The 25,884-nt window shown below is 66.7% G+C and carries 25 protein-coding genes, 1 other RNA gene and 2 pseudogenes; 16 read left to right on the forward strand and 12 right to left on the reverse strand.

Going from position 1 to position 25,884, the window contains the following annotated elements:
- Window positions 1-111: 111 nt before the first annotated feature.
- A complete protein-coding gene (locus DQP57_RS21515) occupies window positions 112-1,083 on the reverse strand; it encodes an NADPH:quinone oxidoreductase family protein (protein WP_112634701.1) in 972 nt (323 codons plus the stop codon).
- A gap of 99 nt (window positions 1,084-1,182) precedes the next feature.
- On the opposite strand from DQP57_RS21515, the pseudogene DQP57_RS21520 reads away from it, so the two are divergent.
- Window positions 1,183-1,344 (forward strand): annotated as a pseudogene (locus tag DQP57_RS21520) (aldo/keto reductase); the annotation flags it as partial.
- Here the strand turns inward: DQP57_RS21520 and DQP57_RS21525 are convergent.
- From DQP57_RS21525 to hisN, 3 genes are all read right to left on the reverse strand, one after another.
- Window positions 1,337-2,542, reverse strand: coding sequence for an acyl-CoA dehydrogenase family protein (locus tag DQP57_RS21525; RefSeq protein ID WP_112634702.1), 1,206 nt, complete (start codon window positions 2,540-2,542; stop codon window positions 1,337-1,339). The pseudogene DQP57_RS21520 and the gene DQP57_RS21525 sit on opposite strands and share 8 nt — an antisense overlap.
- Window positions 2,543-2,586: 44 nt before the next feature.
- The gene (locus DQP57_RS21530; protein WP_112634703.1) at window positions 2,587-3,984 is read right to left on the reverse strand and encodes an acyl-CoA dehydrogenase family protein; all 1,398 of its coding nucleotides are present in this window, start codon (window positions 3,982-3,984) and stop codon (window positions 2,587-2,589) included.
- A gap of 80 nt (window positions 3,985-4,064) precedes the next feature.
- On the reverse strand, window positions 4,065-4,850 hold the full coding sequence (gene hisN, locus DQP57_RS21535) for a histidinol-phosphatase (RefSeq protein WP_112634704.1): 786 nt from the start codon (window positions 4,848-4,850) through the stop codon (window positions 4,065-4,067).
- Window positions 4,851-4,883: 33 nt separating this feature from the next.
- Between hisN and DQP57_RS21540 the strand changes: the two genes are divergently transcribed.
- Entirely contained in the window at window positions 4,884-5,240 is a 357-nt protein-coding gene (locus DQP57_RS21540) for a hypothetical protein (RefSeq protein ID WP_112634705.1), read from the forward strand.
- 7 nt (window positions 5,241-5,247) lie between these two features.
- On the opposite strand, the gene DQP57_RS21545 is transcribed toward DQP57_RS21540, so the two are convergent.
- The 3 genes and pseudogenes from DQP57_RS21545 to DQP57_RS21555 form a co-directional block, all read right to left on the reverse strand.
- Entirely contained in the window at window positions 5,248-6,348 is a 1,101-nt protein-coding gene (locus DQP57_RS21545; protein ID WP_112634706.1) for a PPE family protein, read from the reverse strand.
- A 92-nt stretch (window positions 6,349-6,440) separates the two neighbouring features.
- Window positions 6,441-7,610, reverse strand: coding sequence for a PPE family protein (locus DQP57_RS21550; RefSeq protein ID WP_112634707.1), 1,170 nt, complete (start codon window positions 7,608-7,610; stop codon window positions 6,441-6,443).
- 321 nt (window positions 7,611-7,931) lie between these two features.
- A pseudogene (locus DQP57_RS21555) lies at window positions 7,932-8,514 on the reverse strand (SPFH domain-containing protein); the annotation flags it as partial.
- Between the two features lie 29 nt (window positions 8,515-8,543).
- Between DQP57_RS21555 and DQP57_RS21560 the strand changes: the two are divergent.
- Window positions 8,544-9,341, forward strand: coding sequence for a universal stress protein (locus tag DQP57_RS21560; RefSeq protein WP_165821866.1), 798 nt, complete (start codon window positions 8,544-8,546; stop codon window positions 9,339-9,341).
- 106 nt (window positions 9,342-9,447) lie between these two features.
- Window positions 9,448-9,915: a group III truncated hemoglobin gene (locus DQP57_RS21565; protein ID WP_430919932.1), complete on the forward strand. Its 468-nt coding sequence runs from the start codon at window positions 9,448-9,450 to the stop codon at window positions 9,913-9,915.
- Here the strand turns inward: DQP57_RS21565 and DQP57_RS21570 are convergent.
- Both DQP57_RS21570 and DQP57_RS21575 read right to left on the reverse strand, forming a co-directional pair.
- The gene (locus tag DQP57_RS21570) at window positions 9,857-10,288 is read right to left on the reverse strand and encodes a pyridoxamine 5'-phosphate oxidase family protein (RefSeq protein ID WP_112634709.1); all 432 of its coding nucleotides are present in this window, start codon (window positions 10,286-10,288) and stop codon (window positions 9,857-9,859) included. The two genes, DQP57_RS21565 and DQP57_RS21570, sit on opposite strands and share 59 nt — an antisense overlap.
- Before the next feature lie 74 nt (window positions 10,289-10,362).
- Entirely contained in the window at window positions 10,363-11,724 is a 1,362-nt protein-coding gene (locus DQP57_RS21575; protein WP_112634710.1) for an FAD-dependent oxidoreductase, read from the reverse strand.
- 172 nt (window positions 11,725-11,896) lie between these two features.
- Between DQP57_RS21575 and prfB the strand changes: the two genes are divergently transcribed.
- From prfB to DQP57_RS26915, 10 genes are all read left to right on the forward strand, one after another.
- The gene (prfB, locus tag DQP57_RS21580) at window positions 11,897-13,009 is read left to right on the forward strand and encodes a peptide chain release factor 2 (protein ID WP_112634711.1); all 1,113 of its coding nucleotides are present in this window, start codon (window positions 11,897-11,899) and stop codon (window positions 13,007-13,009) included.
- Window positions 12,999-13,988 carry a mechanosensitive ion channel family protein gene (locus DQP57_RS21585; RefSeq protein ID WP_240631842.1) on the forward strand — a complete coding sequence of 330 codons (990 nt, stop codon included), beginning with the start codon at window positions 12,999-13,001 and terminating at the stop codon, window positions 13,986-13,988. The genes prfB and DQP57_RS21585 overlap by 11 nt, the downstream gene beginning before the upstream one ends.
- Window positions 13,985-14,497: a hypothetical protein gene (locus DQP57_RS21590; RefSeq protein WP_112634713.1), complete on the forward strand. Its 513-nt coding sequence runs from the start codon at window positions 13,985-13,987 to the stop codon at window positions 14,495-14,497. The genes DQP57_RS21585 and DQP57_RS21590 overlap by 4 nt, the downstream gene beginning before the upstream one ends.
- A 43-nt stretch (window positions 14,498-14,540) precedes the next feature.
- Window positions 14,541-15,230: a cell division ATP-binding protein FtsE gene (ftsE, locus tag DQP57_RS21595; RefSeq protein ID WP_112634714.1), complete on the forward strand. Its 690-nt coding sequence runs from the start codon at window positions 14,541-14,543 to the stop codon at window positions 15,228-15,230.
- Window positions 15,231-16,124, forward strand: coding sequence for a permease-like cell division protein FtsX (ftsX, locus tag DQP57_RS21600; RefSeq protein ID WP_066879255.1), 894 nt, complete (start codon window positions 15,231-15,233; stop codon window positions 16,122-16,124).
- A gap of 2 nt (window positions 16,125-16,126) precedes the next feature.
- Window positions 16,127-16,636: an SsrA-binding protein SmpB gene (gene smpB, locus DQP57_RS21605; RefSeq protein WP_112634715.1), complete on the forward strand. Its 510-nt coding sequence runs from the start codon at window positions 16,127-16,129 to the stop codon at window positions 16,634-16,636.
- Window positions 16,633-17,475, forward strand: coding sequence for an EamA family transporter (locus tag DQP57_RS21610; protein WP_112634716.1), 843 nt, complete (start codon window positions 16,633-16,635; stop codon window positions 17,473-17,475). The genes smpB and DQP57_RS21610 overlap by 4 nt, the downstream gene beginning before the upstream one ends.
- Window positions 17,476-17,493: 18 nt before the next feature.
- Window positions 17,494-18,339 (forward strand): maleylpyruvate isomerase family mycothiol-dependent enzyme, encoded by an 846-nt coding sequence (locus DQP57_RS21615; protein WP_112634717.1) that lies wholly within the window; start codon window positions 17,494-17,496, stop codon window positions 18,337-18,339.
- 87 nt (window positions 18,340-18,426) lie between these two features.
- Window positions 18,427-18,794: a transfer-messenger RNA gene (gene ssrA / locus DQP57_RS21620) on the forward strand.
- 351 nt (window positions 18,795-19,145) lie between these two features.
- Window positions 19,146-19,358, forward strand: a complete 213-nt coding sequence (locus tag DQP57_RS26915) for a hypothetical protein (protein WP_165821865.1) — start codon at window positions 19,146-19,148, stop codon at window positions 19,356-19,358.
- 94 nt (window positions 19,359-19,452) lie between these two features.
- Here the strand turns inward: DQP57_RS26915 and DQP57_RS21630 are convergent, their stop codons facing one another.
- Window positions 19,453-19,668 carry a hypothetical protein gene (locus DQP57_RS21630; RefSeq protein WP_205869197.1) on the reverse strand — a complete coding sequence of 72 codons (216 nt, stop codon included), beginning with the start codon at window positions 19,666-19,668 and terminating at the stop codon, window positions 19,453-19,455.
- Between the two features lie 128 nt (window positions 19,669-19,796).
- Here DQP57_RS21630 and DQP57_RS21635 point away from each other — a divergent pair, with 128 nt between their 5' ends.
- Both DQP57_RS21635 and DQP57_RS21640 read left to right on the forward strand, forming a co-directional pair.
- Window positions 19,797-20,219 carry an MmpS family transport accessory protein gene (locus tag DQP57_RS21635; protein ID WP_205869198.1) on the forward strand — a complete coding sequence of 141 codons (423 nt, stop codon included), beginning with the start codon at window positions 19,797-19,799 and terminating at the stop codon, window positions 20,217-20,219.
- On the forward strand, window positions 20,216-23,149 hold the full coding sequence (locus DQP57_RS21640; protein ID WP_112634720.1) for an RND family transporter: 2,934 nt from the start codon (window positions 20,216-20,218) through the stop codon (window positions 23,147-23,149). The genes DQP57_RS21635 and DQP57_RS21640 overlap by 4 nt, the downstream gene beginning before the upstream one ends.
- Window positions 23,150-23,884: 735 nt before the next feature.
- Here the strand turns inward: DQP57_RS21640 and DQP57_RS21650 are convergent.
- The gene (locus DQP57_RS21650; protein ID WP_240631844.1) at window positions 23,885-24,496 is read right to left on the reverse strand and encodes an N-acetylmuramoyl-L-alanine amidase; all 612 of its coding nucleotides are present in this window, start codon (window positions 24,494-24,496) and stop codon (window positions 23,885-23,887) included.
- A 177-nt stretch (window positions 24,497-24,673) separates the two neighbouring features.
- Window positions 24,674-25,576, reverse strand: coding sequence for an N-acetylmuramic acid 6-phosphate etherase (gene murQ, locus DQP57_RS21655; RefSeq protein WP_430919940.1), 903 nt, complete (start codon window positions 25,574-25,576; stop codon window positions 24,674-24,676).
- Window positions 25,577-25,884 lie beyond the last annotated feature (308 nt).

Here is a 25,884-nt window from a genome sequence, read left to right on the forward strand (position 1 = left end):
CGCCCAGATACTCGACGAGATACTCTCAAACCCACCAACTGTTGCATCCACCGCTTGAATCCGCCCGGCGTGTCGTCACAGTCGTTTAAGTGTCGCGGGTTCGGGGCGGGATCAACCCCGCACGCGCAGCACGACCTTGCCCTTGGCGCTGCGGTTCTCCAGCGAGGCGACCGCGGTCGCGGCTTGCTCCAGCGGGTAGGCCACCGGCTCGGGCGGGGCCAGCTCCCCGGACGTGAGCAACCGTTCGAGGCCGGCCCACTGCTCGGCCAGCGCGCCCGGATGCGTCCCGGCCCATGCGCCCCAGCCCACACCCACCACGTCAACGTTGTTGAGCAGCAACCGGTTTACCTTGACGGTGGGAATCTCACCGCCGGTGAACCCGACCACCAGCAGCCGCCCGCCCGGGGTCAGCGAGCGCAGGGAATCGGTGAACCGGTCGCCGCCGACCGGGTCGACGACGATGTCGACGCCGCGTCCGTGGGTCAACTCCTTCACCGCGTCCTTGAAACCGTCGGCCAGCACGACGTCCGTCGCGCCGGCGGCCGTGGCGATGTCGGCCTTGTCCTGGGTGCTGACCACGGCGATGGTGCGTGACGCGCCCAGCGCCGGCGCCAGCCGCAGCGCCGACGTTCCGATGCCGCCGGCCGCGCCGTGCACCAGAACCGTCTCACCGCGCTGCAGCCGGCCCCGCACGGTGAGCGCGAAGTAGACCGTCAGGTCGTTGAACAGCAGGCCGGCGCCCGCCTCGAAGCTCACATTGTCGGGCAGCTTGAACACCCGGTCCGGGGCCAGCACCGCGACCTCGGCCATGCCGCCGGAGAGCATCGTGAGTCCCACGACCCGGTCGCCGGCACTCACGTTGGCGCCCTCGGGTGCCGACCGGACCACGCCGGCGATCTCGGCGCCGAGCACGAACGGCAACTCCGGGCGGTACTGGTAAAGGCCCCGCGTGAGCAGGGCATCCGGGAAGGCCACCCCGGCGGCGTGTACGTCGACGACGACCCCGTCGCCCGAGGGCTCGTCGATGTCGGTCAACTTGACCGCGTCTGGACCATCGAGCCGAGTCACCTGTACCGCGCGCATGCCACCAGAGCCTACTGGCCGCTCAGAACCCCCCGGCCACCCGCACCACGGCCCGGCCGGAGAACCCGCCGGCACGCACCCGATCGACCACGCCGAGCGCGTCGAAATGGCACACCCGCTCAGGTCGCGCTGGCGTGGACGCCCAACGTGCTGCTGATCCCCGGCACCTCGTCGCGCGGCCACCTGGAAGAGAACATGGGCGTAGCGTCGATCGAACTGGGCGACGAAGCCCGCGGGCGCCTGAACGCGATCGCTACTTGAGCTCCGACGACGACAGCCCCAGCAACCGGCGCGCCACCACCAATTGCTGGATCTGCTGCGTGCCCTCGAAGATGTCCAGGATCTTCGAGTCGCGCGCCCACTTCTCCAGCAGCGTCTGCTCGGAATAGCCTGCGGTGCCTGCCAATTCGACGGTCTTGAGCGTGACGTCGGTGGCCATCCGGCCGGCCTTCGCCTTGCTCATCGACGCTTCTTTGGAGTTGGGAATCTTGTTGTCGGCCTGCCACGCCGCCCGCAGCGACAGCAGATAGGCGGCCTCCCAATCGGCTTCCATCCGGATGAACTCGGCCGCGGCGGCGCTCTGGACGTGCGAGGGCTTGTCGTAGGAGATCTCCACGCCGGCCTCGGTGAGGATCTTGCGGATCTCCTCCAGGGCGGCGCGGCCGACGCCGACGGCCATGGCCGCGACGATGGGCCGGGTGTTGTCGAAGGTCTCCATCACCCCGGAAAAGCCCTTGCCCACCTCGATTTCGGGGTTGCCGAGCAGGTTCTCCTTCGGGATGCGCGCGTTATCGAACCGGATGACCGCGGTGTCGGAACCCTTGATGCCGAGCTTGTGCTCGAGCCGTTCGACCGTGACACCGGGATGCTCGCGCGGCACGACGAACGACTTGATCGCCGCGCGGCCCGCCGCCTTGTCGAGCGTCGCCCACACCACGATGTGGGTGGCGCGCGAACCGGCGGTGACGAAGATCTTCTCGCCGTTGATCACGTACTCGTCGCCGTCCAGGGTGGCGGTCGTCGACACCGCCGCCGAATCCGATCCGAAGCCGGGCTCGGTGATCGCCATCGCCGCCCACACCTTGCCCAGGCGTTGCAGCTGTTCCTCGTTGGCGACGGCCGAGATGGCCGCGTTGCCCAGCCCCTGATACGGAACCGACAGCATCATCGCGAGGTCACCCCAGCTGGCTTCCAGGGTCTGCAGCAGCGCCGCCATGTTGGCGCCGTTGTGGTTCTTGTCGCGTTCTTCGTCCTCGCTGCCCAGCGCATTGGCTCCGGCGAATTCGATTGACTCCGAGGCCCCTTCGAAGAGGCTGAACAGGGTGTCGAGCTCGACGGGGTACGCGTGCTCCTTGAGGTCGTACTTGCGGGCGATCGGCCGCATCAGCTCGGCGGCGCCCTGGTGGGTCTTGGTCGTCACCGCTTGCATCTTGTGGGGAAGTTCCAGATTGATTGCCATGATTGAACTTTCAGCTCGGATGAGTTAACGACTTAGATGACGACTCAGATGACGACAACGCCCTCGGCCACGCCGATGGCCCGCAGGTCGCGGTACCAGCGTTCGACCGGGTGCTCTTTCGTGTAGCCGTGGCCGCCCAGCAGCTGGACACCGTCCAGGCCGATCTGCATGCCCTTGTCGGCGCCGAGCCGCTTGGCCAGCGCCGCCTCGCGGACGAACGGCAGGCCTTGCTCGGCGCGCGCCGCGCCGCGCCAGGTGATCAGCCGCAGCCCGTCCAATTCGATGGCGATGTTGGCGCACATGAAGGCCACCGCCTGCCGGTGGGCGATCGGCTCGCCGAAGGCGTGCCGCTCCTTGACGTATGGGACGACGTAATCGAGCACCGCGTGCGAGGTGCCGACGGTCAGCGCCGCCCAGCCGAGCCGGGCCAGCGCGATCGCCTCGGAGTAGTCCTCGTCGGTGGCCTCGTCCTCACCGAGCCGGGCGCTGGGGGGCACCGTCACCCCGGAGAGTTCGACCTGGCCAAGGGCCGCCGCGCGAATCCCCATGCTCGGATCCGCCTTCACGGAAAGGCCTTTTGCCGACGACTCGACGATGAACAAGGCCGGCTTGCCGTCCAGCTGCGCGCCGATGATGAACAGCTCGGCGTCGGCCGCGGCCGGGACCAACGACTTCACCCCGTCGAGGCGGTATCCGCTCGGGGTGCGCACCGCGGTGGTCTTCAGCCGGGTGGGGTCGAAAAGTGGTTGCGGCTCGGCGATGGCCACGCAGGCTTGGGGCACGTTCTCGCCGGCGAACTCGGGCAGGTAGGTGGCCTGCTGGTCGGCGCTGCCCCAGTGGGTCAGCGCCGAGGCCACGCCTCCGGGTGCCAGCAGCGGCAACGCCAGGCCCATGTCGCCGTAGGACAGCGCCTCGGCCACCAGCACGTTGGTGACGCTGGACCGGTGCGCGGCGATGCCGTCGAAATCCTCGGGGATGTTGATCGCGGTGATGCCCAGCTCGGCGGCCTTGGCGATCAGCTCGCGCGGATAGGTCGCCGCCTCGTCGGCGTCGTGCGCGGCGGGCCGCAGCACTTCCTCGGCGAACTCGTCGAGGGTCTCGACGATCATCTTCTGCTCGTCGTCGGGCGTCAGATCGAAGTAGTCCTTGCCGCTCGACTTGAGCCGGGTCGGCCGGCCGCGCAGGTTCTGGATTCGCTTGAATTCGCGAGACGAGGTGGCGGCGGTGGAGAAGACCGTCTTGGTGCCGTAGCGCAGCGCGCGGTTGAGCGGGTCACGCAGCCGGTACTTGTCCAGGAATTCCTGGCCGACGAGCGGGGTGATCAGCGCGATGGCGATGTCGACGCCGGTGCGTTTGTGGGGCTGGAGCCCGACGGCGGATTTGTGGTCGCGCCGTTTGACGCGGGAGCGTGCGGATGTCTGTTGAGAACCGGAACCGGTCATTTTCGGCAGCCTCAGGTCGGTGGGCGATGCGGATACCGTCGATCTTACTCCGGAGTAAGATAACGGAGAACACTTGTTAACTAATTCACAGCGAGGCTGTCGAGCACCTGCTGCTGCAGCAGGCCGTTGGTGGCCACGGCGCTGCCGTGATGCGGTCCCGCGGTGCCGTCCAAAGCCGTCAGCGCCCCGCCCGCTTCGCGCACCAGGATGTCGAGCGCCGCGAGATCCCATACCGAGACCTCCGGCTCGGCGGCGATGTCCACGGCCCCCTCGGCGAGCAGGCAATAGGACAGAAAGTCGCCGAAGGCGCGCACCCGCCAGACCGCGTCGGTCAGAGCGATGAATCGATCCCGCACACCCAGCTGCGCCCAGCCGGACAGGCTGGAGAACGAGAGACTTGCCGAATTCAACTGTGCCACAGAGGAAACCGAGAGCCGTCGCGGGGGCGTGCCGTTGACCGCGACGAAGGCGCCCTGACCGTCGGCGGCCCACCACCGTCGCTGCAACGCCGGGGCGCTGACGGCGCCGACGACGGGGACGCCGTCCTGGAGCAATGCGATGAGGGTGGCCCACACCGGCACCCCGCGGACGAAGTTCTTGGTGCCGTCGATCGGGTCGATGATCCACTGCCGCCCGGTGAGGGTGGTGTCGCCGCCGAACTCCTCGCCGACGATGCTGTCATCGGGCCGTTCGCGGCCGAGCGCCTCGCGCAGCTCGTTTTCGACCGCCCGATCGGCGTCGGTCACCGGCGTCAGGTCGGGTTTGGTGTCGACGTGCAGGTCGAGCGCCCCGAATCGGGCGGTGGTCAACGCGTCTGCGCTGTCGGCCAGCGTCAGTGCCAGCGCCAGATCGCCGGTGCGAGTCATGACGCAGTCTTATCACGGTCCTACCATGGCCAAGTGTGGGAATTCGGACTGCTGCTTTTGCTGGTGGCGATCTTGGGGGTGTTTCTCGTCCAGCGGTTCGTCCCGCGCGGCCCTCGGGGTGAGCTGCTCAGCGGCACGCTGCTGGTCACCGGGATAAGTCCCCGCCCAGACGCCACCGGCGAACAATTCGTCACCATCGCCGGGGTGATCAACGGCCCGACCGTCAACGAACACGCGGTGTATCAGCGCATGGCCGTCGACGTGAACCAATGGCCGACCATCGGCCAGCTGTTTTCGGTGGTGTATTCGCCGAAGAATCCGGACAACTGGAAATTCGCTCCCTCGGTTCCGCCCGCGCCCCCGCCGTCGCCCGAGCCGCCCGCCGGCTGAGCGCCGGTCAACCGGCCGCGGGTGGGCGCGTCATCACCGTGATCCGCCTGCCGTAGCGCGGTATCACGAGCGCGGCCCGCCGGACCGTTCCGCCCGGAAGTCCGGGTATGCCCGGCGTGGACCCGGCCGGGGCCCCGACCTCCGTCGCCGTCAGCTCGGCCAGGCCGCTGCCCGGCGCTGCCGCGACGGGATTGCCGGTCGTGGCCGTCCAGCCGGCGGGCACCGACATCGGACCGATCCGTCCGGCCCGCGCGAGCACCGCGTCGACGTTGCCCAGGCCCGAGCTGGCACCGCTGAGCGCGGGCGCCTTGGGCAGGGCGGCCGGAACCGCCCCGAGGTTGGGCAAGATGCCTAAGGCCTTGTCGGCCTGGATGATTCCGGCGGGAGTCCCCTCCGCGGTGAAAATGGATCTGAACGTGAACTGGGCGGCCTGGATGGTGTCAAGAATTCGGAAATCGAGCGGGATTTCCGACGTCCCGGGTGCCGAGGAATTCACCACTTGCGATCCCGATTGCGCCCCCGAGCTCGAAGCGTTCGCGGTGGCTTGCACGACGGCGTCCTGCTGCGCCGTCACCCCATCGGTGGTCGTGGTCTGGCGCGGGGAAGCAAACGGCGAGAACTGCACGGCCGCGGTCGAATTGGCGGAGTAGCCGTACATCGCGGCGGCATCTTGGGCCCAGTATTCGGCGTACTGGGCCTCGGTGGCAGCGATGGCCGCGGTGTTCTGGCCGAAGAAGTTCGTTGCCACCAGCGTGGCCAGCTGGGCGCGGTTGGCCGCGACCGCCGGCGGGGGCACGGTCATGGCATGCGCCAACTCATAGGCCGCCGCCGCCGCCCGGGCCTGCGCCGCCGTCTGCTGAGCAAGTTCGGCGGTCGCATACAGCCACGCGACGTAGGGGGCGGCGCCTGCCGCCATCGCTTGGGCCGCGAGGCCGTGCCAGTACACACCCGTCAGGCCGGACAGCACCGATTCGTACACCGCGGCCGTGATGCCCAGCTCGGCAGAGAGCGAATCCCAGCTTCCCGCGGCGGCCAGTAGCGAACCCGACCCGGGGCCTGCGTACATCCGGCCAGAGTTCACCTCTGGCGGCAGAAAACCGAATTCCATTGTCTTACAGCCCTAAAGGCCGCGTGAAGCGAAACTGCATGCGGCGAAAGGTTCGTCCTATGACCGACAGCAGTGGGCGAAGTAGTGGCACGTCACCCGGCGGCCGGCGGGCGTGGCATCACGGTGAGCCGCACGCCGTAGCGGGGCGCCGCACCCGCGCCGGCGGACCGGGCGGCACCGCCGCCGGGCATGCCGGGGTAACCGGGATAACCGGACGCGATCGGCTCTTCGGTCCCCGGCAGCGTGGTGAACCCCGCGGGCTCCAACGGCGAGACGTGGCTGCTCGTGGGCGCGACCCACCTTGCGGGCACCGACATCGGCCCGATCGTGCCGGCGTGCGAAAGGGTCGCGGTCACGTTGCCCAGTCCACCGCCGAGGCCCGCCGTTGCGCCGCGGAGTGCGGGCACCGCGAGCGCGGGAGCGAGGTTGGCCGCGGCCGCGCCGGGCTTGGCGAGGATGCCCAGATTGTTTTCCGCCCCGATGATGCCGGACACGAACTGCTCCATGTTGTAGGGGGCGGTGAAGCCGAGGCTCGTTCCCTGAATGGCATCGAGGACCCGGAAGGCGCTGGTGCCCGAGCTCGTCGTCGATGCGTCGAGGTAGTAGACATCGCCCGTGTTGAGTCCCGATTGCGACTGCTGTGTCAGCGGTGAAAAGGTCTGCGCGGCAAGCTTGGTCGCGCCGGCGTTGGTGTTCACCGCGGCCACGGCGGCGCTCTGGTCGCTCACCCCGGAGTCGGTGGTGGACTTCGTTGCCGTGGCGAACCGCGGCAACTGCGTCGTCGCCGCCGTCGACGACACCGAGTAGCCGGTCATGGCGGCGGCATCCTGCGCCCAGAAGTCGGCGTACTGCGCCTCGGTGTCCGCGATGGCCGCGGTGTTCTGACCGACGATGTTCGTTGCCACCAGCGAGGCCAACAGCGTGCGGTTGGCGGCGATCACCGGCGGGGGCACCGTCATCGCATACGCCTGCTCATAGGCCGCCGCGGCGGTCCGCGCCTGCATGGCCGTCTGCTTCGTCTGTTCGGCGGTCGCCTGTAACCAGCCCATGTAGCGGGCGGCCGCGTATGCCATCGACTCCGCGGCGGCGCCGCTCCATTGCAGGTCCAGGCCCGCGAGCACCGACTCGTAGGACTCGGCGGTGGAGGCCAGCTCGGCCGAGAGTGCGTCCCAGCTTCCGGCGGCGGCCAACAGCGAGGCCAATCCAGGTCCGGTGTACATCCGGGCGGAATTGATTTCGGGTGGAAAGAAAGCCCAATCCATGCGTGATACATCCCCTCAATGTGCGGTTTTCGGACAAACGCCACCGGCGCCGGGTGCTCGCCGCAGCGGCGTGCTTTTCGGATCTCGTGGGCCGCTCCCGGATTCGCTTGGCCCGTCGGCAAAGCTCACCCCGCGTCGGGCGACGCGGGCGGCGTGGTGCTTAGCGGCGTGGCGGAGCGTGCGCGCAGGGCATTACCAAAGACCTTCGGGGTTCGGGCCCTCTAAACGTCGCAGGTGCGGCCGGTGCTTGCGGGGTTTTGCATATTTCACGGCACCGACCAGGCAGAATTCAGCCTCTGTTCATCTTCGATTCATCTTGTGTTAACCGCCTGCGCGGCCTAACTTGACGCCTGTTGAACAGCGAAAGTATTGGACGTGCTTGATAATTGGTGATCGCCGCGAGGACGCCCCGTCGACCGGCAGGGGGAAGACGACGGTCGAATTCTGATCGGCAGGGTCTCCGCGGCTTCGTGCAGCTCTCCGGCGCCTGCAGCTCGCCACGGGCGTTGATGACCTTCGCGCCGCGTTCGCGCTCGGCCTCGGCCTCGCGGGCCATCGCCCGCTGCATCGACTCGGGAATCTCTGCGTCCTCGATCTCCACCACGCGCACTTACACACCCTAGGGCTCGGTCTGCTTGTCGATGATCGCGCGCCGATCGCTGTTGAGGTCCTCCCCGTGTGCCAGCAGCGTGTCCAGGTCCGCACGGCCCAGCAGCGACCGCAGAGTCGTCTGAGCGATCTGCGATGTCGCCCAGTATTCGATCGCCGCCGTCGCGATGGCTACAGCAAATTCCGTTTCGCCTGCCGCACCGTAGGGTCCAATGGCATCAAATCGAGGACCAATGCCTCTGGGGGAGTGGCGGTTGCGAGCAATAACCTCGTGGGTGAACGGTGTGAGAATCACCCTTCATCCGCTCGATGGAGGAGGTCGCGATGAGCAACGCATATCCAGCTCCCGCAATTCTGGTCGGCGTTGACGGGTCCAGGGCGGCGGTACATGCGGCTCTCTGGGCGATCGACGAGGCGGTCAACCGCGATATCCCCCTGCGGCTGGTGTACGTCATCGATCCGCACGACGCTTCGGGCGTGCGGGCCGCCGACACCCGACTCGCCGTCGCTCGTGCCGCGCTGGCCGACGCCCATCGCGCCGTCGACGCCGTCGGCGAACCGGTCAAGGTCGAAACCGATATTCTTTGGGGCCGAACGGTTTCCAAACTCCTCGAGGAGTCGAGATCGGCGGTCATGATCTGCATCGGCCGGGTCGGGCTCAACCATGCCCGCCATGGCGGACCCGCTGTTGCGGCGTGCCTGATCCGCTCGGCGCTGTGTCCGGTCGCCGTCATCCAACAGCCGCCGGGCCGTCCGACGGCCGAGCAGGTCAGCCGCGTGGTGGCCGAGGTGGACAACGGCAAGGTGTTGCGGCACGCCTTCGATGAAGCGAGACTGCGCGGAACACCCCTGCGGGCACTGTCGGTGTCGAAAGGCCCCGGCGCCGGCGACTCAAGCACCGGAAAACCTTCGGCGCGAGCGCAATTGGATCGTCGACTGGCACGGTGGATGCGGTTGTATCCCGACGTGCAGGCCGCGCCGACGATGGTGGCCGGCGGCCTGGACCGGTACCTGCGCGCCCACCACGAAGCGGGACAGCTGCTGGTCGCCGACACGTATCGGGCCGAAGAGCTGTGCCACGCGGGTCACTCCGTGCTCGCGGTCCGTTGCGGCAACCTGTAACCGGGCCAGATTCGCTCGCCGGTGATCTGAAACACACTGCTCCGCAACGGGGTTCGTCCGGTGAAGATGGTGTTACTCTGAGTTGCAGACAGATCGAGGAGTCGCCGTGAGCCAGCTGACAACGACGGGCGCGGACCTGGTCGACCGCGCCGACGTCGAGGCGCTCCTGCGCCGGTTCTACGGGCGCGCGTTGGACGACGAGGTCCTGGCGGAGCCGTTCGCCGAGTTGCGGGCCACCGGGCTGGAGGCCCACGTCCCGACGATGTGCGACTTCTGGGAGACCGTGCTGTTCCGGGCGGGGCTCTACCGCCGCAGTGCGTTACAGGCGCACCGGGATATCCACGCGCGTGCCCCACTGTCGGATCGTCACTTCCGTCGCTGGCTCATGCTGTGGCACAACACCGTTGACGAGATGTACCACGGGCCGGCGGCGGATCGGGCGAAGGTTCAGGCCGGCCGGATCGCGTGGGCCATGCACCGCCGACTCACCGGCGTGGAGGCACCCGAGCTTCTCGTCAGGCAACCGGCTCGTGACGGTCAGGCTCCGGGCCGAACCGGAACGCCCGACCGGTGACCTCGGTCGGGGTGATGCGCACATAGTGCGGTTTGCGCGTCGCCGTCCAGGGCAACAACTGCGCGCGTTCGGCCCGTTGAATGTCCGCGTCGGTCTTCAGCAAGCGCGCGCGACCGCGCACGATGACGCTCCAGCCTTCGATGAGGTTGTGATCGTCGACCTCGAAGACCACCGCGTGATTGGCCACCGCCGAGAACAATTTGGTGCCCTCGGCGGTGCGAAACAGCACGGTGCGGTCCTGCGCGACGAAGTTGACCGGGAAGATCTCGGGCTCACCGGCGAAGTTGGTGACCAGCCGGCCCAGCGCGACACTGCCCAACAGCTTCCAGTTCTCGTCCTCGGAAAGCACGGTGACTGGTTGGTCGTTACCCACGCCGTCAACGCTACGGAGGATTGACGGCGTTGAGTAGAGCCCTTCGTACTCTGGGCGCCGTCGAGACCGAACGATCAGCCGTGGCTGACCCGGAGCAGCTTGGCCAGGCTCGGCAGTTTGACGCGGGGACGTCCGTGCGGTTCGCCGGCCGCCCGCTCATGGGCGTCGATGAGTTCCCAGTGGGCCGAGGTGACCAGTTTGGGCTGGCGCGACGCCAGCCAATCGGCAAGCCGATCGGCGTGGTCGTCGCCGAAATCCGCGAGACCGTCGGCGCCGGACAGATCGGCGAGCAGCGTCTCCACGGTGTCCTGGGAGTCCTTCTTATTGGTGCCGATGACGCCGGTCGGGCCGCGCTTGATCCAGCCGACCACGTATTCGTTGCGCCTGCCTTCGACCCGGCCGCCGCTGTTGGGGATCGTCGCGGTCTTGTCGTCGAACGGCAGCCCCGGCGTGGGCACCCCCCGATAACCGACCGAGCGCACCACCAGCTGCACCGGTAGCTCCTCGCGCTCGCCGGTGTCTTTGGCCGAAACCCACCCGTTGTCGTCGGTGACCAGCTCATTGCGGCCGAGCACGATCGATTCGACCCGGTGCGTCCCCTTGATCTCGATCGGGGAGGTCATGAAACGCAGCACGATGCGGCGGTGCCCGGGGCGCGGGTCGCGCTTCGCGTAGTCGCGCAGCACGTTGATGTTCTGCTTCGCCGTCTTGCCCGCCGCCGCGGCGTCTTCGTCGCTCACGCCTTCGAGCTGGGCGGGGTCGACGATCACGTCGACGTTTTCCAGCTCTCCCAGCTCACGAAGCTCGAGGGTGGTGAAGGCGGTCTGCAGCGGTCCGCGCCGACCGATGACCACCACCTCGTCGACCCCGCAAGGCCGCAGCGACTCCAGCGCGTGGTCGGCGATGTCGGTCTGCCCGAGCACGTCGGGGTCGGTGACCAGAATGCGCGCGACGTCGAGTGCGACGTTCCCGTTGCCGACGACCACGGCGCGGGCTCCCGAGAGATCGGGGGTGGCTTCCTCGAAGTTCGGATGCGCGTTGTACCAGCCGACGAAATCGACGGCGGCGATGCTGCCCGGCAGCTCCTCGCCGGGGATGTTGAGCGCGCGGTCGGATTGCGCCCCGACGGCATAGACGACGGCGTCGTAGCGCTCGGCGAGCTCGTCGGCCTGCACGTGCTCGCCGACCGAGATGTTGCCGAAGAAACGGAAGCGCGGATCCTGGGACGTCTTCTCGAATTGCTTGCTGATCGACTTGATTTTCGGGTGATCGGGCGCGACACCGGAGCGCACCAGCCCCCACGGCGTGGGCAGCATCTCCAGCATGTCGACGGCGATATCGATGTCCTCGGACCCGTCGGCCGCCTTCAGCAAGGAGGAGGCGGCGAAGAAACCCGACGGGCCGGAACCAACGATGGCAACGTGGTAAGGACGCATACTCGACCTTCTATTCGTGCCCGGTTAGCGCCGGGGGCTCCCAGATTGGGCCGGCGCGCAGAGCGGGTCGCACATGATCGTGACTCGATGCTAAACGCATGACCGCTGGTCGTGGCCTGGACACTCGCTGCGAGCTCAGCCGCCCGGAAGGCCCCAGGTAACGTGGTCGGCTGTGGAGCCCGACCGTCAAGCCGATATCGCCGCACTCGATGCCACCCTGACCACGGTGGAGCGGGTGCTCGATGTGGACGGTCTGCGCAAGCGCATCGAGAAGCTCGAACACGAGGCATCCGATCCCCAACTGTGGGATGACCAAGCGCGCGCCCAGCGGGTGACCAGCGAGTTGTCCCACGCCCAGGGTGAGCTGCGCAGGGTCGAGGAGCTGCGCGGGCGCCTGGACGATCTGCCGGTGCTCTACGAGCTGGCGGCGGAGGAGGGGGAAGGTGCCGCCGACGCAATGGCCGAGGCGGACGCCGAGCTGAAGGCGCTGCGCGCCGACATCGAGGCCACCGAGGTGCGGACCCTGCTGTCGGGGGAGTACGACGAACGCGAGGCGCTGGTCACCATTCGCTCCGGCGCGGGCGGCGTGGACGCCGCCGACTGGGCCGAGATGCTGATGCGGATGTACATCCGGTGGGCCGAGCAGCACAAGTATCCGGTCGAGGTGTTCGACACGTCGTACGCCGAAGAGGCCGGCATCAAGAGCGCGACGTTCGCCGTGCACGCGCCGTTCGCCTACGGCACGCTGTCGGTGGAGCAGGGCACCCACCGGCTGGTGCGAATCAGCCCGTTTGACAACCAGAGCCGGCGCCAGACGTCATTCGCTGAAGTCGAGGTGCTCCCGGTGGTGGAAACCACCGACCACATCGACATACCGGAAGGCGATGTGCGCGTTGATGTTTACCGTTCGAGTGGCCCCGGAGGCCAATCGGTGAACACCACCGACTCTGCGGTACGTTTAACGCATATTCCAACGGGTATCGTCGTGACTTGCCAGAACGAAAAATCGCAGTTGCAGAACAAGATCTCGGCGATGCGAGTGCTTCAGGCAAAGTTGTTGGAACGCAAGCGATCCGAAGAACGCGCTGAACTAGACGCGTTAAAAGGCGAAGGTGGCAGCTCGTGGGGCAATCAGATGCGCTCCTACGTTTTGCAGCCCTATCAGATGGTCAAGGACCTGCGAACCGAGTACGAGGTTGGCAACCCTGCGGCCGTCCTGGATGGAGACATCGACGGATTCCTGGAAGCGGGAATTCGTTGGCGCAACCGAAAAGATGACGAATAACACAAGTTTTCTCGCCACATCGATGACGCACCGCTGGCACGACTTCTGGCGGGGCGAGCTCGGTGAGTGGATTATCGCCAGGGGTCTGCGGATCGCCATGGTCCTGATTGCCGCGGTGCTGGCGGCCCGGTTCGTCAACTGGGTGGCGCAGCAGGTGACGCATCAGCTGAACCTGGGCTTCGCCGAAAGCGACGCGCTGGTGCGCTCGGAGGCATCGAAACACCGCCAGGCCGTGGCGTCGGTGATCTCGTGGGTGTCGGTCGTCATCATCGGCATCTGGGTGATGATGCAGATTGCCGAGATACTGCAGTTCTCGATAGGGGGACTGGTCGCGCCGGCCACCGTGGTCGGCGCGGCGCTCGGTTTCGGCGCGCAACAGTTGGTCAGGGACCTGCTGTCCGGCTTCTTCATCCTGGTGGAACGCCAGTACGGGTTCGGTGACCTGGTGACCATCACCGTCGTGTCCGCGACGGACGCGACCGGCACGGTCGAGAACGTGACGCTACGGGTCACCCGACTGCGCTCACCGGATGGCGAGGTGTTGACCATTCCCAATGGGCAGATCGTCAAGGTGGTCAACCTGTCCAAGGACTGGGCACGCGCGGTGGTGGACATCCCGGTGTCGACCAACTCCGACCTGAACCGGGTCAACGAAGTCCTGCATCAGGAATGCGAGCGCGCGATGGACAACCCGGTGCTGGGCCAATTGTTGCTGGATGCACCCACCGTGATGGGTGTGGAGAGCATCGAGCTCGACACGGTCACCCTGCGCATGGTGGCCCGCACGCTGCCCGGCAAGCAGTTCGAGGTCGGCCGGCAGCTGCGCGTTCTGGTCATCCGGGCGCTGGCCCGCGTCGGGATCGTGACCGCGGCGGACGCGACGGTCGGCTTGGTGGAAGACCCCTCGGTGCCGGCCGCCCAGGCGGCCGCCGAACAGCGAACCGACGATGAAGTCCAAGGTGCGGGGCAGCAGCGTTGAAGTTCACCCTGAACATCCTCGAGAAGCGCGGCGACGGCGACGACACGGATGCGGAGCATCACTGGCCGAATTACGTGTTCGGCGGGCGGCTGCGCACGTCGACGCTCGTGTTGATCATCGCTTTCTTCCTGGCGTGGTGGGTGTATGACACCTACCGCCCGCAACCGGCGCCCAAGCCGCCGGCGCAGCAGGTAGTGCCGCCGGGCTTCGTTCCGGACCCCAACTACACGTGGGTGCCGCGCAGCCGCGTGCAGGCGCCTCCGGCGACCGTCACTTACACGCCGACCCCGACGAGTGCGCCGCCGCCGCCACCCCCGCCACCGCCGCCACCACCGGTGACGACGACCACGACGACCACGACGACGACGCCGCCCTTCCAGCTGCCGCAGCTGCCGTGCATCCTGCCGGCGCCGTTCTGCCCGCCCAGCTCAAGCCCGGCGACCCCGACGCCGCAGCAACCGCAGCCGGGGCCCGGCCCGGTGCCGAGTTCGCCGCCACCGGCCAGTTGACTTCGCCTGCCAGCGAAATTCACCGCTACACTGGCGTGCCGTGATGATCACCCTGGACCATGTCAGCAAGAAGTACAAAGCGTCGGCGCGTCCGGCGCTGGAGGACGTCAACGTCAAGATCGACAAGGGTGAATTCGTCTTCCTGATCGGCCCGTCGGGGTCGGGCAAGTCCACGTTCATGCGGCTGTTGCTCGGCGCGGAGAACCCGACCAGCGGCGACGTGCGGGTGTCAAAGTTCCACGTCAACAAGCTGCGCGGTCGTCACGTCCCGAAGCTGCGCCAGGTCATCGGCTGCGTTTTTCAGGACTTCCGCCTGCTGCAGCAAAAGACGGTGTACGAAAACGTGGCGTTCGCGTTGGAAGTGATCGGCAAACGATCCGACGCGATCAATCGGGTGGTGCCAGACGTGCTGGAAACCGTCGGTCTGTCCGGCAAAGCCAATCGATTGCCCCACGAGCTTTCCGGTGGTGAGCAGCAGCGGGTGGCGATCGCCCGCGCGTTCGTCAACCGGCCCCTGGTCCTGCTGGCGGACGAGCCGACGGGCAACCTCGACCCAGACACCAGTAAGGACATCATGGATTTGTTGGAGCGGATCAACCGCACGGGGACGACGGTGCTGATGGCGACGCACGACCACCACATTGTCGACTCGATGCGCCAGCGCGTCGTCGAGCTGTCGCTGGGCAGGCTGGTTCGCGACGAGCAGCGCGGCATCTATGGGATGGACCGCTAAGTGCGCTTCGGTTTCCTACTCAACGAGGTTCTGACCGGGCTTCGCCGCAACGTCACCATGACGGCCGCGATGATCCTGACGACCGCGATCTCCATCGGCCTGTTCGGCGGCGGTCTGCTGGTGGTTCGGCTGGCCGACAACTCGCGGGAGATCTATCTCGACCGCGTCGAGACGCAGGTGTTCCTGACCGATGACATCTCGGCCAATGACACGACGTGTGCGTCCGCGCCGTGTAAGGGGTTGCGCGAGAAGATCGATGCACGCCAAGACGTCAAATCGGTGCGCTTCGTCAACCGTCAGGATGCCTACAACGATGCCATCAAGAAGTTCCCGGAGTTCAAAGACGTGGCGGGCAAGGACTCGTTTCCCGCGTCGTTCATCGTCAAGCTGAACAATCCCGAACAGCACGCGGAATTCGATGCCGCGATGCAGGGTCAGCCCGGCGTGCGCAGCATCCTCAATGAGAAGGACCTCATCGACCGGCTGTTCGCGGTGTTGGACGGCCTGCGTGACGCCGCGTTCGCCGTCGCGCTGGTGCAGGCGGTCGGGGCGATCCTGTTGATCGCCAACATGGTGCAGGTTGCGGCGTACACCCGGCGCACCGAGATCGGCATCATGCGGCTGGTCGGCGCCAGCCGGTGGTACACGCAGCTGCCCTTCCTGGTGGAAGCGATGCTGGCCGCGTCCATCGGTGTCGCGATCGCCGTGCTCGGACTCATGTTGGTCCGCGCATTGTTCCTGGACAACGCGCTGAGCCAGTTCTATCAAGCTCATCTGATCGCCAAGGTCGATTACGCCGACATCCTCTATATCTCGCCGTGGTTGTTCCTGCTCGGCGTGTCGATGGCGGCGGTGACGGCCTACGCGACCTTGCGCCTCTATATCCGGCGGTAGCTGTGGCGAAGGGTTCCGGCCGAGCCAAGGCGGCGGGCGGCAAAGGTGGCAGCAAACAAGTTATTGCCACCAATCGCAAAGCGCGGCATAACTATTCGATCATCGAGTTGTTCGAGGCCGGAGTGTCTTTGCAAGGCACCGAGGTGAAAAGCCTTCGGCTGGGCCAAGCATCGTTAGCTGACGCGTTCGCAACGATCGACGACGGCGAAGTCTGGTTGCGTAACTTGTACATTCCCGAGTATCAGCACGGTAGCTGGACCAACCATGAACCCCGTCGCGACCGAAAGTTGTTGTTACATAGGCAACAAATCGACAGGCTGGTGGGCAAGATACGAGATGGTAACCTCGCCTTGATGCCGCTGTCGCTGTATTTCTCCGAGGGCAAGGTCAAAGTCGAACTGGCCCTCGCGCGCGGTAAAAGGGCTTATGACAAGCGCCAGGACATGGCGCAACGTGATGCACAGCGTGAGGTGGTCCGGGAAATGGGACGTCGAGCAAAGGGCATGACCTGATCGGGGCGGCTTACGCCCAGCTGTCGGCCGTTACGTACGGCGTCAGCGATTTCGTGGGCGGCGTGGCAGCGCGGCGAGTGGCCGCGCTGCGCGTAATGCTGGTCGCCTACCCGATCGAGACGCTGTTGCTGGGCGTGATGGCCGTGTTCGTCGGCGGGCCCATCCATGTCGGTGCCGTTCTGTGGGGTTGCCTGTATGGCATCGGCATGGCGTTCGGCATGTGGGCGTTCTTCGCGGCGCTGGGCTCCGGCCCGATTTCGGTGGTCTCGCCGTTGGCGGCCGTCCTCAACGCGGCGGTGCCCGTCGCGGTGGGCATGGCGTTGGGGGAGCGGCCCGGGCAAGCGGCCCTGGTGGGCGTCGTGCTGGCGCTGGCCGCGGTGATGCTCGTCAGCCGCGAGGCTCCCGTGGAGGGCACGCCGTACCGGTTCACCCCAAAAGTGGCCTGGCTCACAGTAGTTGCGGGTTCGGCGATGGGGTTGAACCTGGTGTTTCTGCACCAGGCGCCGCACGTGTGCAAGCTCTGGCCGCTGGTCTTCGCGCGGGTGACGGCCAGCCTGGTCGTGTTCGCCATGGCCAAAACCAGCCGGAACCTGGCGATGCCGCGGGGACGCCCGCTCAAACTGGCAGTGGCCGTTGCCCTGCTGGACATCTTCGCCAACATCACCATGCTGGCGGCCCTGCACACCTGGCTGCTGTCGTTGGCGAGCATCCTGATTTCGCTGTATCCGGCCGCAACGGTCGTGCTGGCGATGGTGGTGCTGCGCGAGCGGGTGACGCGCTTGCAGGGGATCGGCATGGTGCTCGCCATGGGATCCGTGGCGATGATCGCCTCGGCCTGACGGCCTACGATCCGTAGCATGGCCGATCGCCCCGTCACCAGACTCGACAAGTCCACCGTGCTCGCGGGTCTGTTCGCGGTGTGGGACGACATCGACGCGCTGTTGACCGGGCTCTCCGAAGCGCAATGGCGGGCGGCCAGCCCGCTGCCGGGATGGGACGTCAAGGCGCTGGTGTCGCACATGATCGGCACGGAGTCGTTCCTCGCCGGCATCGCCGCGCCCCAGCCCGATGTCGACGTCTCCGCGTTGGAGCACGTGCGCAACGACGTCGGCGTGATGAACGAGTGCTGGGTGCGCCATCTGAGTGCGCACGCCGACGCCGACGTACTGGAGAGCTTCCGGGCGATCACCACCGATCGGCGCGACGCGCTGACGAAGATGTCCGGCGACGACTGGGACGCGGTGACGATGACGCCGACCGGCCCGGACTCCTACGGACGTTTCATGCGGATCCGGGTGTTCGACTGCTGGATGCACGAAGAAGACATGCGGGTGGCGTTGGGGCAGCCGCCGTCGGATGACGAGCTCGCCGGCCCCGCGGCGTCCCTTGCCGTCGACGAGATCGCCGCGACGATGGGTTACGTGGTGGGCAAACTGGCCAAAGCGCCCGCGGGTTCACGCATCCAGTTCGACCTCACCGGCCCGCTGGCCCGCACCATCCGGGTCAGCGTCGACGGCCGGGCCGCGGTGGTCGACGACTTCGGCGGCCAGGCGCCGACCGCGACGATCCGGCTGGACGGTCTGCAGTTCACCAGGCTCGCCGGTGGCCGCCCGCTGTGTCCCGCCCGCCCCCAGGACGTGGACCTCGACGGCGACAAAGCCGTGGCCGCCCAGGTCGTCGAGCACCTCAACTTCGTGATCTGATCGCAGCCCGGCGGGAAGACAATCCCGTTGCCGCTGGTTGATAGGCAGGTACCATTGATATTCCTGCCGAAAGTCGGTGGGGTGCGAGGGGCTGAAAGGTTTCGACTTCGCGCATCGAATCAAGGGAAGCGTGCCGGTGCAGGCAACTGACCACCGTAAGCGTCGTTGCAAACAGATAAGCGCCGATTCACATCAGCGCGACTACGCTCTCGCTGCCTAAGCGACAGCTAGTCCGTCAGACCGGGAAAGCCCTCGACCCGGACCCTGGCGTCAGCTAGAGGGATCCACCGATGAGTCCGGTCGCGGGACTTATCGGGACACCAACAGCGACTGGGATCGTCATCCTGGCTTGTTCGCGTGACCAGGAGATCCGAGTAGAGGCATAGCGAACTGCGCACGGAGAAGTCTTGAGGGAATGCCGTAGGACCCGGGTTCGATTCCCGGCAGCTCCACAACAGAATGTGCCGGTCATTGCCAGCCCTATGGTTGGCTGATGCCCGGGGTGAGCGGCTTTAATCGTCATACGACGACGGCGTCATGTCGTGCACGCCCGAGACCGCATCGCAAGGAGCACTCATGACCTCTCGCCGTTTCGCTTGGGTGTTCGGTGCGGTGGTGTCGGTGGTGGCAGCGGCCATCATTCCGGTCGAGGCGCACGGCGAGCCGCCGACGAAATGTCTGACCAACACTCCTAAAGGCAAACAGGTCTACGTGCCCTGCGACTTGCTCAACGCCGGTGCCAACTTCCCGCCGGGGCAGCGCTGCCCTCCGCCGCTCGAGCAGTACCCAAAAGATGTGGCGGACTGGTGTGGCGAAGGCCCGGGCCTTGCGAGCACCACGCCGACGACTCCCACGACTCCCACGAGTCCTACGAGTCCGACGACTCCGACGAGCCCCGTGAGGCCGACGAGTCCTACGACCACAACGAGTCCCGCGACCTCGACGAGTCCCACAAGCCCGGCGGCTCCGGGCAGTGCACCGAACGGCAACGAGACGTAAAGCCAAAAGCATTGGTATAGCGTCGGTTCCAATTTCCGGCATCCTCGCCGCCGGAGCCGTCGATTTGTATCGAAAGTCCGCGCGAACTACAGCAGACCGAGTTCTCGCGCGTCTTCACGGTATTGAGCGAAACATACAGCCGCGCACCGATTTCAGATTGCGATAACCCGTGGGCGGCAAGCGAAGAACCTCCAGCTCCTTGGCGGTCAGCTCCTCGCCGACCATGCGCCGACCGTTGCGCGAAGTCACCGCGACGCCCGCGGTCGGCTCGGCCGCGGCCCTCAGATCCGCACTGCGCGCGATGTCACCACCAACAACGATGTGGGCCATGTCACGCGTCGATCTGGCGGCCACCCCGGGAATCAACTCGACCGCTGCGGCGTTCGGCTAGCCGTGGCGGAAGCGAAGAGATGCCTTAATATCAGCCGGTCGGGCATTCCGAATCGGGGGTCGCGGTGTTGACGCTGCTCAAGCGGGCATGGGTTCCGCTGGTGGTGATCGTTGCACTGATCGTCGGAGGCGTCGCAGTGATTCGTCTCAATGGCGTTTTCCCGGGACCCGGCCTGCCCAAGCCCGATCCGCGGGATGCCACCCCGCCATATGCGGCCAAGACCGCCGTCTACGAAATCCTGGGGCCGCCCGGGACGACCGGCGTCGTGAACTGGATGGATGCGGAGTCGCTGCCGCAGAAGGCGGACTTCACCACCTTGCCGTGGTCGAAGACGATCGTCGCGCAGATGCCCGGCATCTTCGCCTATGTCGTCGCCCAGGGTGACAGTCCCTTCATCGGCTGCCGTATCACCGTCGACGGCAAGTTGGTCGATCAACAGCAGGCCACCAACCGCAACGCGCAAGTTTCCTGCTTGGACAAGTCCGCGTGAGCGACGACACGAGCGACACCGACAGAATCCCGGTCGCGCAACCCACCAACGTTGAGCACAAACCACGGATCGCCCGCACCATGCGCGTGCTGGCGCTGCCGATCGTCGTGATCTGGCTGCTGATCGCGGTGGGCGTCAACGTATTCGTTCCACAGCTGGAGAAGGTTGCCGAGGAGGTCTCGGTGCCGCTCTCGCCGTCCGACGCGCCGTCGGTGACCGGGATGAAGCACATCGGGGAGAAATTCAAGGAGTACGACTCCGACAACCTCGTCCTGGTGACATTGGTCGGTGACAAACCTCTCGGCGAGGACGCTCACCGGTTTTACGACGATCTGGTCAACAAGCTGCAGCATGACCCACACGTCGAGCATGCGCTGAATTTCTGGGGGCAGCGATTCACAGCATCCGGTGTCGAGAGCTACGACCACAAGGCCGCCTACGTCCAGGTCAACCTGCGCGGTGACCAGGGCGGGGCCGTCGGCGACAAATCGGTTGCCGCGGTTCGCAAGATCGTCGCGGACTCGAAACCGCCGGCGGGGGTGAAGGCCTACGTCGCCGGTCAGGGAGCCCTGACCGCCGACACGATCGTCGTCGGCGACGCGAGCCTGGCCAAGATGACGATCATCACCATCATCATCATCGCGATCATGCTGATGTTCGTCTATCGATCCATCGGCACGGTGCTGCTGACGATGGTCATCCTGTTCGTCGGATTGGCCACCGGCCGTGGCGTCGTGGCGCTGCTCGGCGAGACCGGCATCATGGGGCTGTCGACCTTCGCCGTGAACTTGCTGACGGCACTGGCCATCGCGGCGGGTACCGACTACGCGATATTCATGGTCGGCCGCTACCAAGAGGGCCGCGAACGGGGGCTGGACCGCGAGGCGGCCTACTACGACACGTTCGCCGGTGTCACCAAGGTGGTGCTGGGCTCGGGGTTGACGATCGTCGGGGCGCTGGCCTGTCTGAAATTCACCCGGCGCCCGTACTTCAGTTCGTTGGCGTTTCCGTGCGCAGTGGGTCTGCTGGTGGTGGTGGCCGCCGGGGTCACGCTGACACCGGCGCTGATCGCCTTCGCAAGCGGCTTCGGCCTTTTCGACCCGAAGCGCGAGTTCAACTACACCCGGTGGCGCCGTCTGGCGACCGCCATCGTGCGGTGGCCCGCGCCCATCCTCGCCACCTCCGTCATCCTGGCGATCGTCGGCGCTATTGGCTTGATGGGCTTCACCCCGCGCTACAACGACCTCTACTACCTGCCGCAGAGCGCGTCTTCGGTGAAGGCGTACAACGCGGCCGATCAACACTTCACCCAGGCCCGTCTGAACCCGGACCTGCTGATGATCGAATCCGACCACGATCTGCGCAATCCCCGGGACATGCTGGTCCTGGACAAAGTCGCCGGCGCGATCTTCCGGGTGCCTGGCATCGAACGGGTGCAGAGCATTACCAGACCGCTCGGGCCGCCAATTCAAGACGGATCCGTTCCGTTCCAGCTCAGCGTGCAAAGCGCGCCGATCCGCAGCAACCTTGATTACCTGAAGGCCCGTGTCGGCGACATCAAGAAGATCACCGGTTTCCTCGACACTCAGATCGCCCTCTTGGAGCGCCAGTATGCGGTGACCCAGAAGCTCGCGAACGCCGCGGACGACAGCTCGAAAACCACGGGTGAGACGGCGGCGATCACGGACGAGATCCGGGACCACATCGCGGATTTCGACGATTTCTGGAGACCGATTCGCAGTTACTTCTACTGGGAGAAGCACTGCTACGACATCCCGATCTGCTGGTCGCTGCGAAGCCTGTTCGACGCCCTGGACGGGTTCGATCAGCTGGCCGAAAAGTTCCACGCCCTTACCAGCGACTTGACCGACACGGCCAAGGCCACCCGCGAGTTGCTGGCGATCATCCCGGAGAACATCGCTGTCTCGAAGTCGATCCGGGATACGACGCTGACCATCTACAGCTCGTTCGACAGTCTGATCGACCAGTTCGACCGGCTGACCGACACGAACGCCGTGATGGGCAAGTCGTTCAACGATTCTCAGGTGGAGAGCCTGTTCTACCTGCCGCCCGAGATCTTCCAGAACCCGGACTTTCAGCTGGGGTTGAGCTTGATGGTGTCGCCGGACGGCAAGGCTGCGCGCTTCATCATCACCCACACCGTGGATCCGGCGACGACGAAGGGAATCGCGTCCGTCGACCAGGAGCGCCAAGCGGCCAAGGAGGCGCTGAAACTCACGTCGTTGGAGAACGCCGACATCTACCTCGGCGGTACGGCCGCAACGTTTTACGACATCGCCAACGGAGCCAAGTACGACCTGATGATCGCCGCGGTCGCGTCGATCGTGCTCATCTTCATCATCATGGTGATCGTCACCCGCGCTCTGGTCGCGGCGGGTGTCATCGTCGGCACGATTGTGATGTCGCTAGGGGCGGCGTTCGGGTTCTCGACGCTGATCTGGCAGCACCTCGCTAATTTCCAGTTGCACTGGGTGGCAACAGAATTCGCGTTGATCGTGCTTCTGGCGGTCGGATCCGACTACAACCTGATGCTGGTGTCGCGCATCGAGGAGGAGATCGGAGCCGGTCTGAAGACAGGACTGATCCGCGGCATGGGTGTGACCGGCCCGGTGGTGACCGCCGCCGGGGTGGTGTTCGCCGTCACGATGGGCACGATGATCACCAGCGATCTGCGGGCAATCGGCCAGTTCGGCACGACGATCGGCATCGGTCTGCTGTTCGACACCTTCGTCGTGCGCTCGCTCATCACGCCGTCGATCATGACGGTGATGGGACGCTGGTTCTGGTGGCCGAAGCGGGTACGGGTCCGCCCGGCCAGCCTGATGCTCCGGTCCGTCGGGCCGCGCCCGTTGGTTCGTGCGCTGTTGTACCAGCCAAGGCACGCGGTCGCTCCGGATTCGCAGACCTAGCATCGGCGCGGCACGAGCCGCCGATTGATGCGTCAAGTGGTTGGCGCAGAACGGCCTACGATTTGCGCTGGCCCGCCCTGGCGGCTTCGCGCTGAGCCTTCTCCTTCGCGTGGGCCGAGCAGCAATGCCCCATATCGCAATGGAACCGGTCACTACAATCATGCGAACAATAGATCGATGCGGCCGGAAGCCAGTCCGGATCGGACAGGTCACGCGGTCGCTCGTTCGGATCGAACGAGTGGCCACAATGCACGCAGATCCTGGTCTTGGTCCTGACCATACCGCTCAGAATACGCGCCATCGTCCCGAATCGGGGCTGTTTCGGGTGGAGGGTGAGCGGCCTTCGTTTCACACATCAGTGGCGTTCAGTCTTCTTTTGCGCCAACGAGTTCGGGTCACCGCGGCGCATTACTCACCCGGGTGAATGCATGGTCGGGGTGATGACAGCTCCGGGCGGCCGATGCTCGAACCGGTCACCGACGAGGAGCTCGACGCGCGAAAGGGCCTGCGCGTCGCCGACTGATCAGCAGCCGACGAAGCTGCCACCTGCGGGGCAGGTGGGGATGTTGATGAGAGGAACGCAGCTCGATGTCGTCGTTGAGACGGCGAACGCGAGCACCAGCGCTAACAAGACCTTCTTCCCCCTGGCCATAGCTGAGAAGTGTACGCCTGGGAGGTAGTTCGCCGCGGCGTTTTTTGCGCGATCTGCCCTCGTTCGTCGCCGGGGAGCGCCGGTCAGTTGCCTGCCTCGATGGATGCGACCCGTGCGGCCGCGTCGGGGCCGCAGAAGCGCTGGAGATCCACACCGCCGGAGCCGAGGAGATCGTCAATGCGGCGCTTGAGGTCGCCCGAGGAGATGTGGGCGTACAGGTTGCGACCCGGGCACGAGGTTTGGGCCAGGTCCCGATGGCCCGCCAGCGTGTCGGCCGCAATGTGAAAATTCTGGGCGGCCCAGGCGAATGCGCGGGCCGCGCCCTGGAGCTGGGCCTCCGGCACGGCCTCCTGATCGAAATCTCCTTCGCAGAGGACCAGGAAATGGCCGGTGGTGTCGTAGTCCGTCGCGGTGTCGCCGGCGATCTCGGTGCTCCGCAGTTCGTAGATGTTGCCGTTGCGGTCGACGCCGACGTGATAGGCGATGTCGATCCATCCGTGCTGATCCTGGTGGTATCGCTGATCCTGGCGGAGATGTCCTGGGGCATTGCGGTTTTCGCCGAGGGCGACGGCCTCGTGGTGCAGTGTCATCCGGGTGATGGTGTGGCGCTTTCCCCCGGAGCGGGCCGGCCGGGCGCCCCAGGCGTCGCGGCAGAGCAACAGCGCCGACGTCGTAGCGGTCAGGCGCGCACTCATCGTCGAGGTCGCGGGAGGGGTCGCAGCGATAGGCGCGCCGCCGAGCAGGGCCGCCGCCCCGGCGCCGCCGCCGAGCGCTAATAGCTGGCGGCGGCTGACCAGAGCCGGCCGGCAGCATGCTGGCTCACACACGGTCCTCACGATACGGGTGTGACGACGGCCCGCGGAGGGCTTCATTCATGTTCCGGCCAGGGCGTCCCGCACGCGGCCGCGCGCCCGGTCGAGCCGGGCGGCGGCCTCGGTCGCGTCGACGCCCGCGAGCAACGCGACGATCGCGGTCTTGGCGTGACCGCCCGCGGCGGCGAGCGCGGCGGTCGCGGTCTCCTCGTCGACACCGGCCGCGTCGCGGACGATCCGCACTGCCCGGCGGCGCACCTTCGCGTTGGTCGCGCGCACGTCGACCATCCGCGGTCCATACGCCTTGCCGAGCGCGATCATCACGCTCGTCGAGAGCGCGTTGAGCACCACCTTCTGGGCCGTGCCCGCGGTGAGCCGCGTGGAACCGGCGAGTACCTCGGGCCCGGTCAGCAGCTCGATCACCACCTCGGCGGACGCCTCGCTGCCCGGGTTGTTGACGATCGCGACGGTCAGCGCGCCCCGTGCCCGGGCGTGCTCAAGCGCTCCGAGCACGTAGGGTGTGCGGCCCGAGGCCGTGATCCCGACGAGCGCGTCCGCGGCGGTCAGGTCCGCGAGATCGGCGGGATCGAAGGCATCCTCGGCACCCTCGATCGCCTCGGTCAAAGCCGTTGGCCCGCCGGCGATCACGCTGCGCACCAGGTCGGTGCCGAACGTCGGCCCGCACTCGGCCGCGTCGAGCATCCCGAGCCGTCCGGGTGTCCCGGCGCCGGCGTAGATCAGGCGTCCGCCGCGTTCGAGCCGCGCGGCGATCGCTTGCGCCGCCGCCGCGATCCGCGGGACCGCCTCGGCCACCGCGCCGTGCGCGTCGGCCTCCGCGGCAACGAGCAGCGCGACGATCTCGGCGATGGGCCGCGCGTCGAGATCGTCAAGGTCTGGCCGCACCGCCTCGGTGGCGAGCGCATCGAGGCCTTGTGGGACAACGGCTTTCGGGTCCGCCTGCAGTCGAATCAGATGCGGCTCGTGGATCGCTCGCAGTCGCAGCGCGCCGTCGAGCGCGTCGCCCGCGGCCGGGATGAGGTCGAGCTGGGCGCGCAGCGCCTGGACTCCCGCCAGTCCGCCGACCATCGCGACCGGACCGTCCCCGGCCGCGCGGGCGGTGGCGGCGAGCGCCTCGGCGGCGGCGCTGACAATCTCCAGCGCCGCGGCGTCGTCCCGCGCCGCCAATACATGCGGCGCGAACGACGCGACCGCGGCGGCGCCGGTGAGCTGCGCGGGCCAGGTCTCGGGAGCGCCGAAGCGGGCCCGGTCAT

This window comes from Mycobacterium colombiense, from assembly GCF_003284935.1.
In the GTDB taxonomy this organism is placed as follows: domain Bacteria; phylum Actinomycetota; class Actinomycetes; order Mycobacteriales; family Mycobacteriaceae; genus Mycobacterium; species Mycobacterium arosiense_A.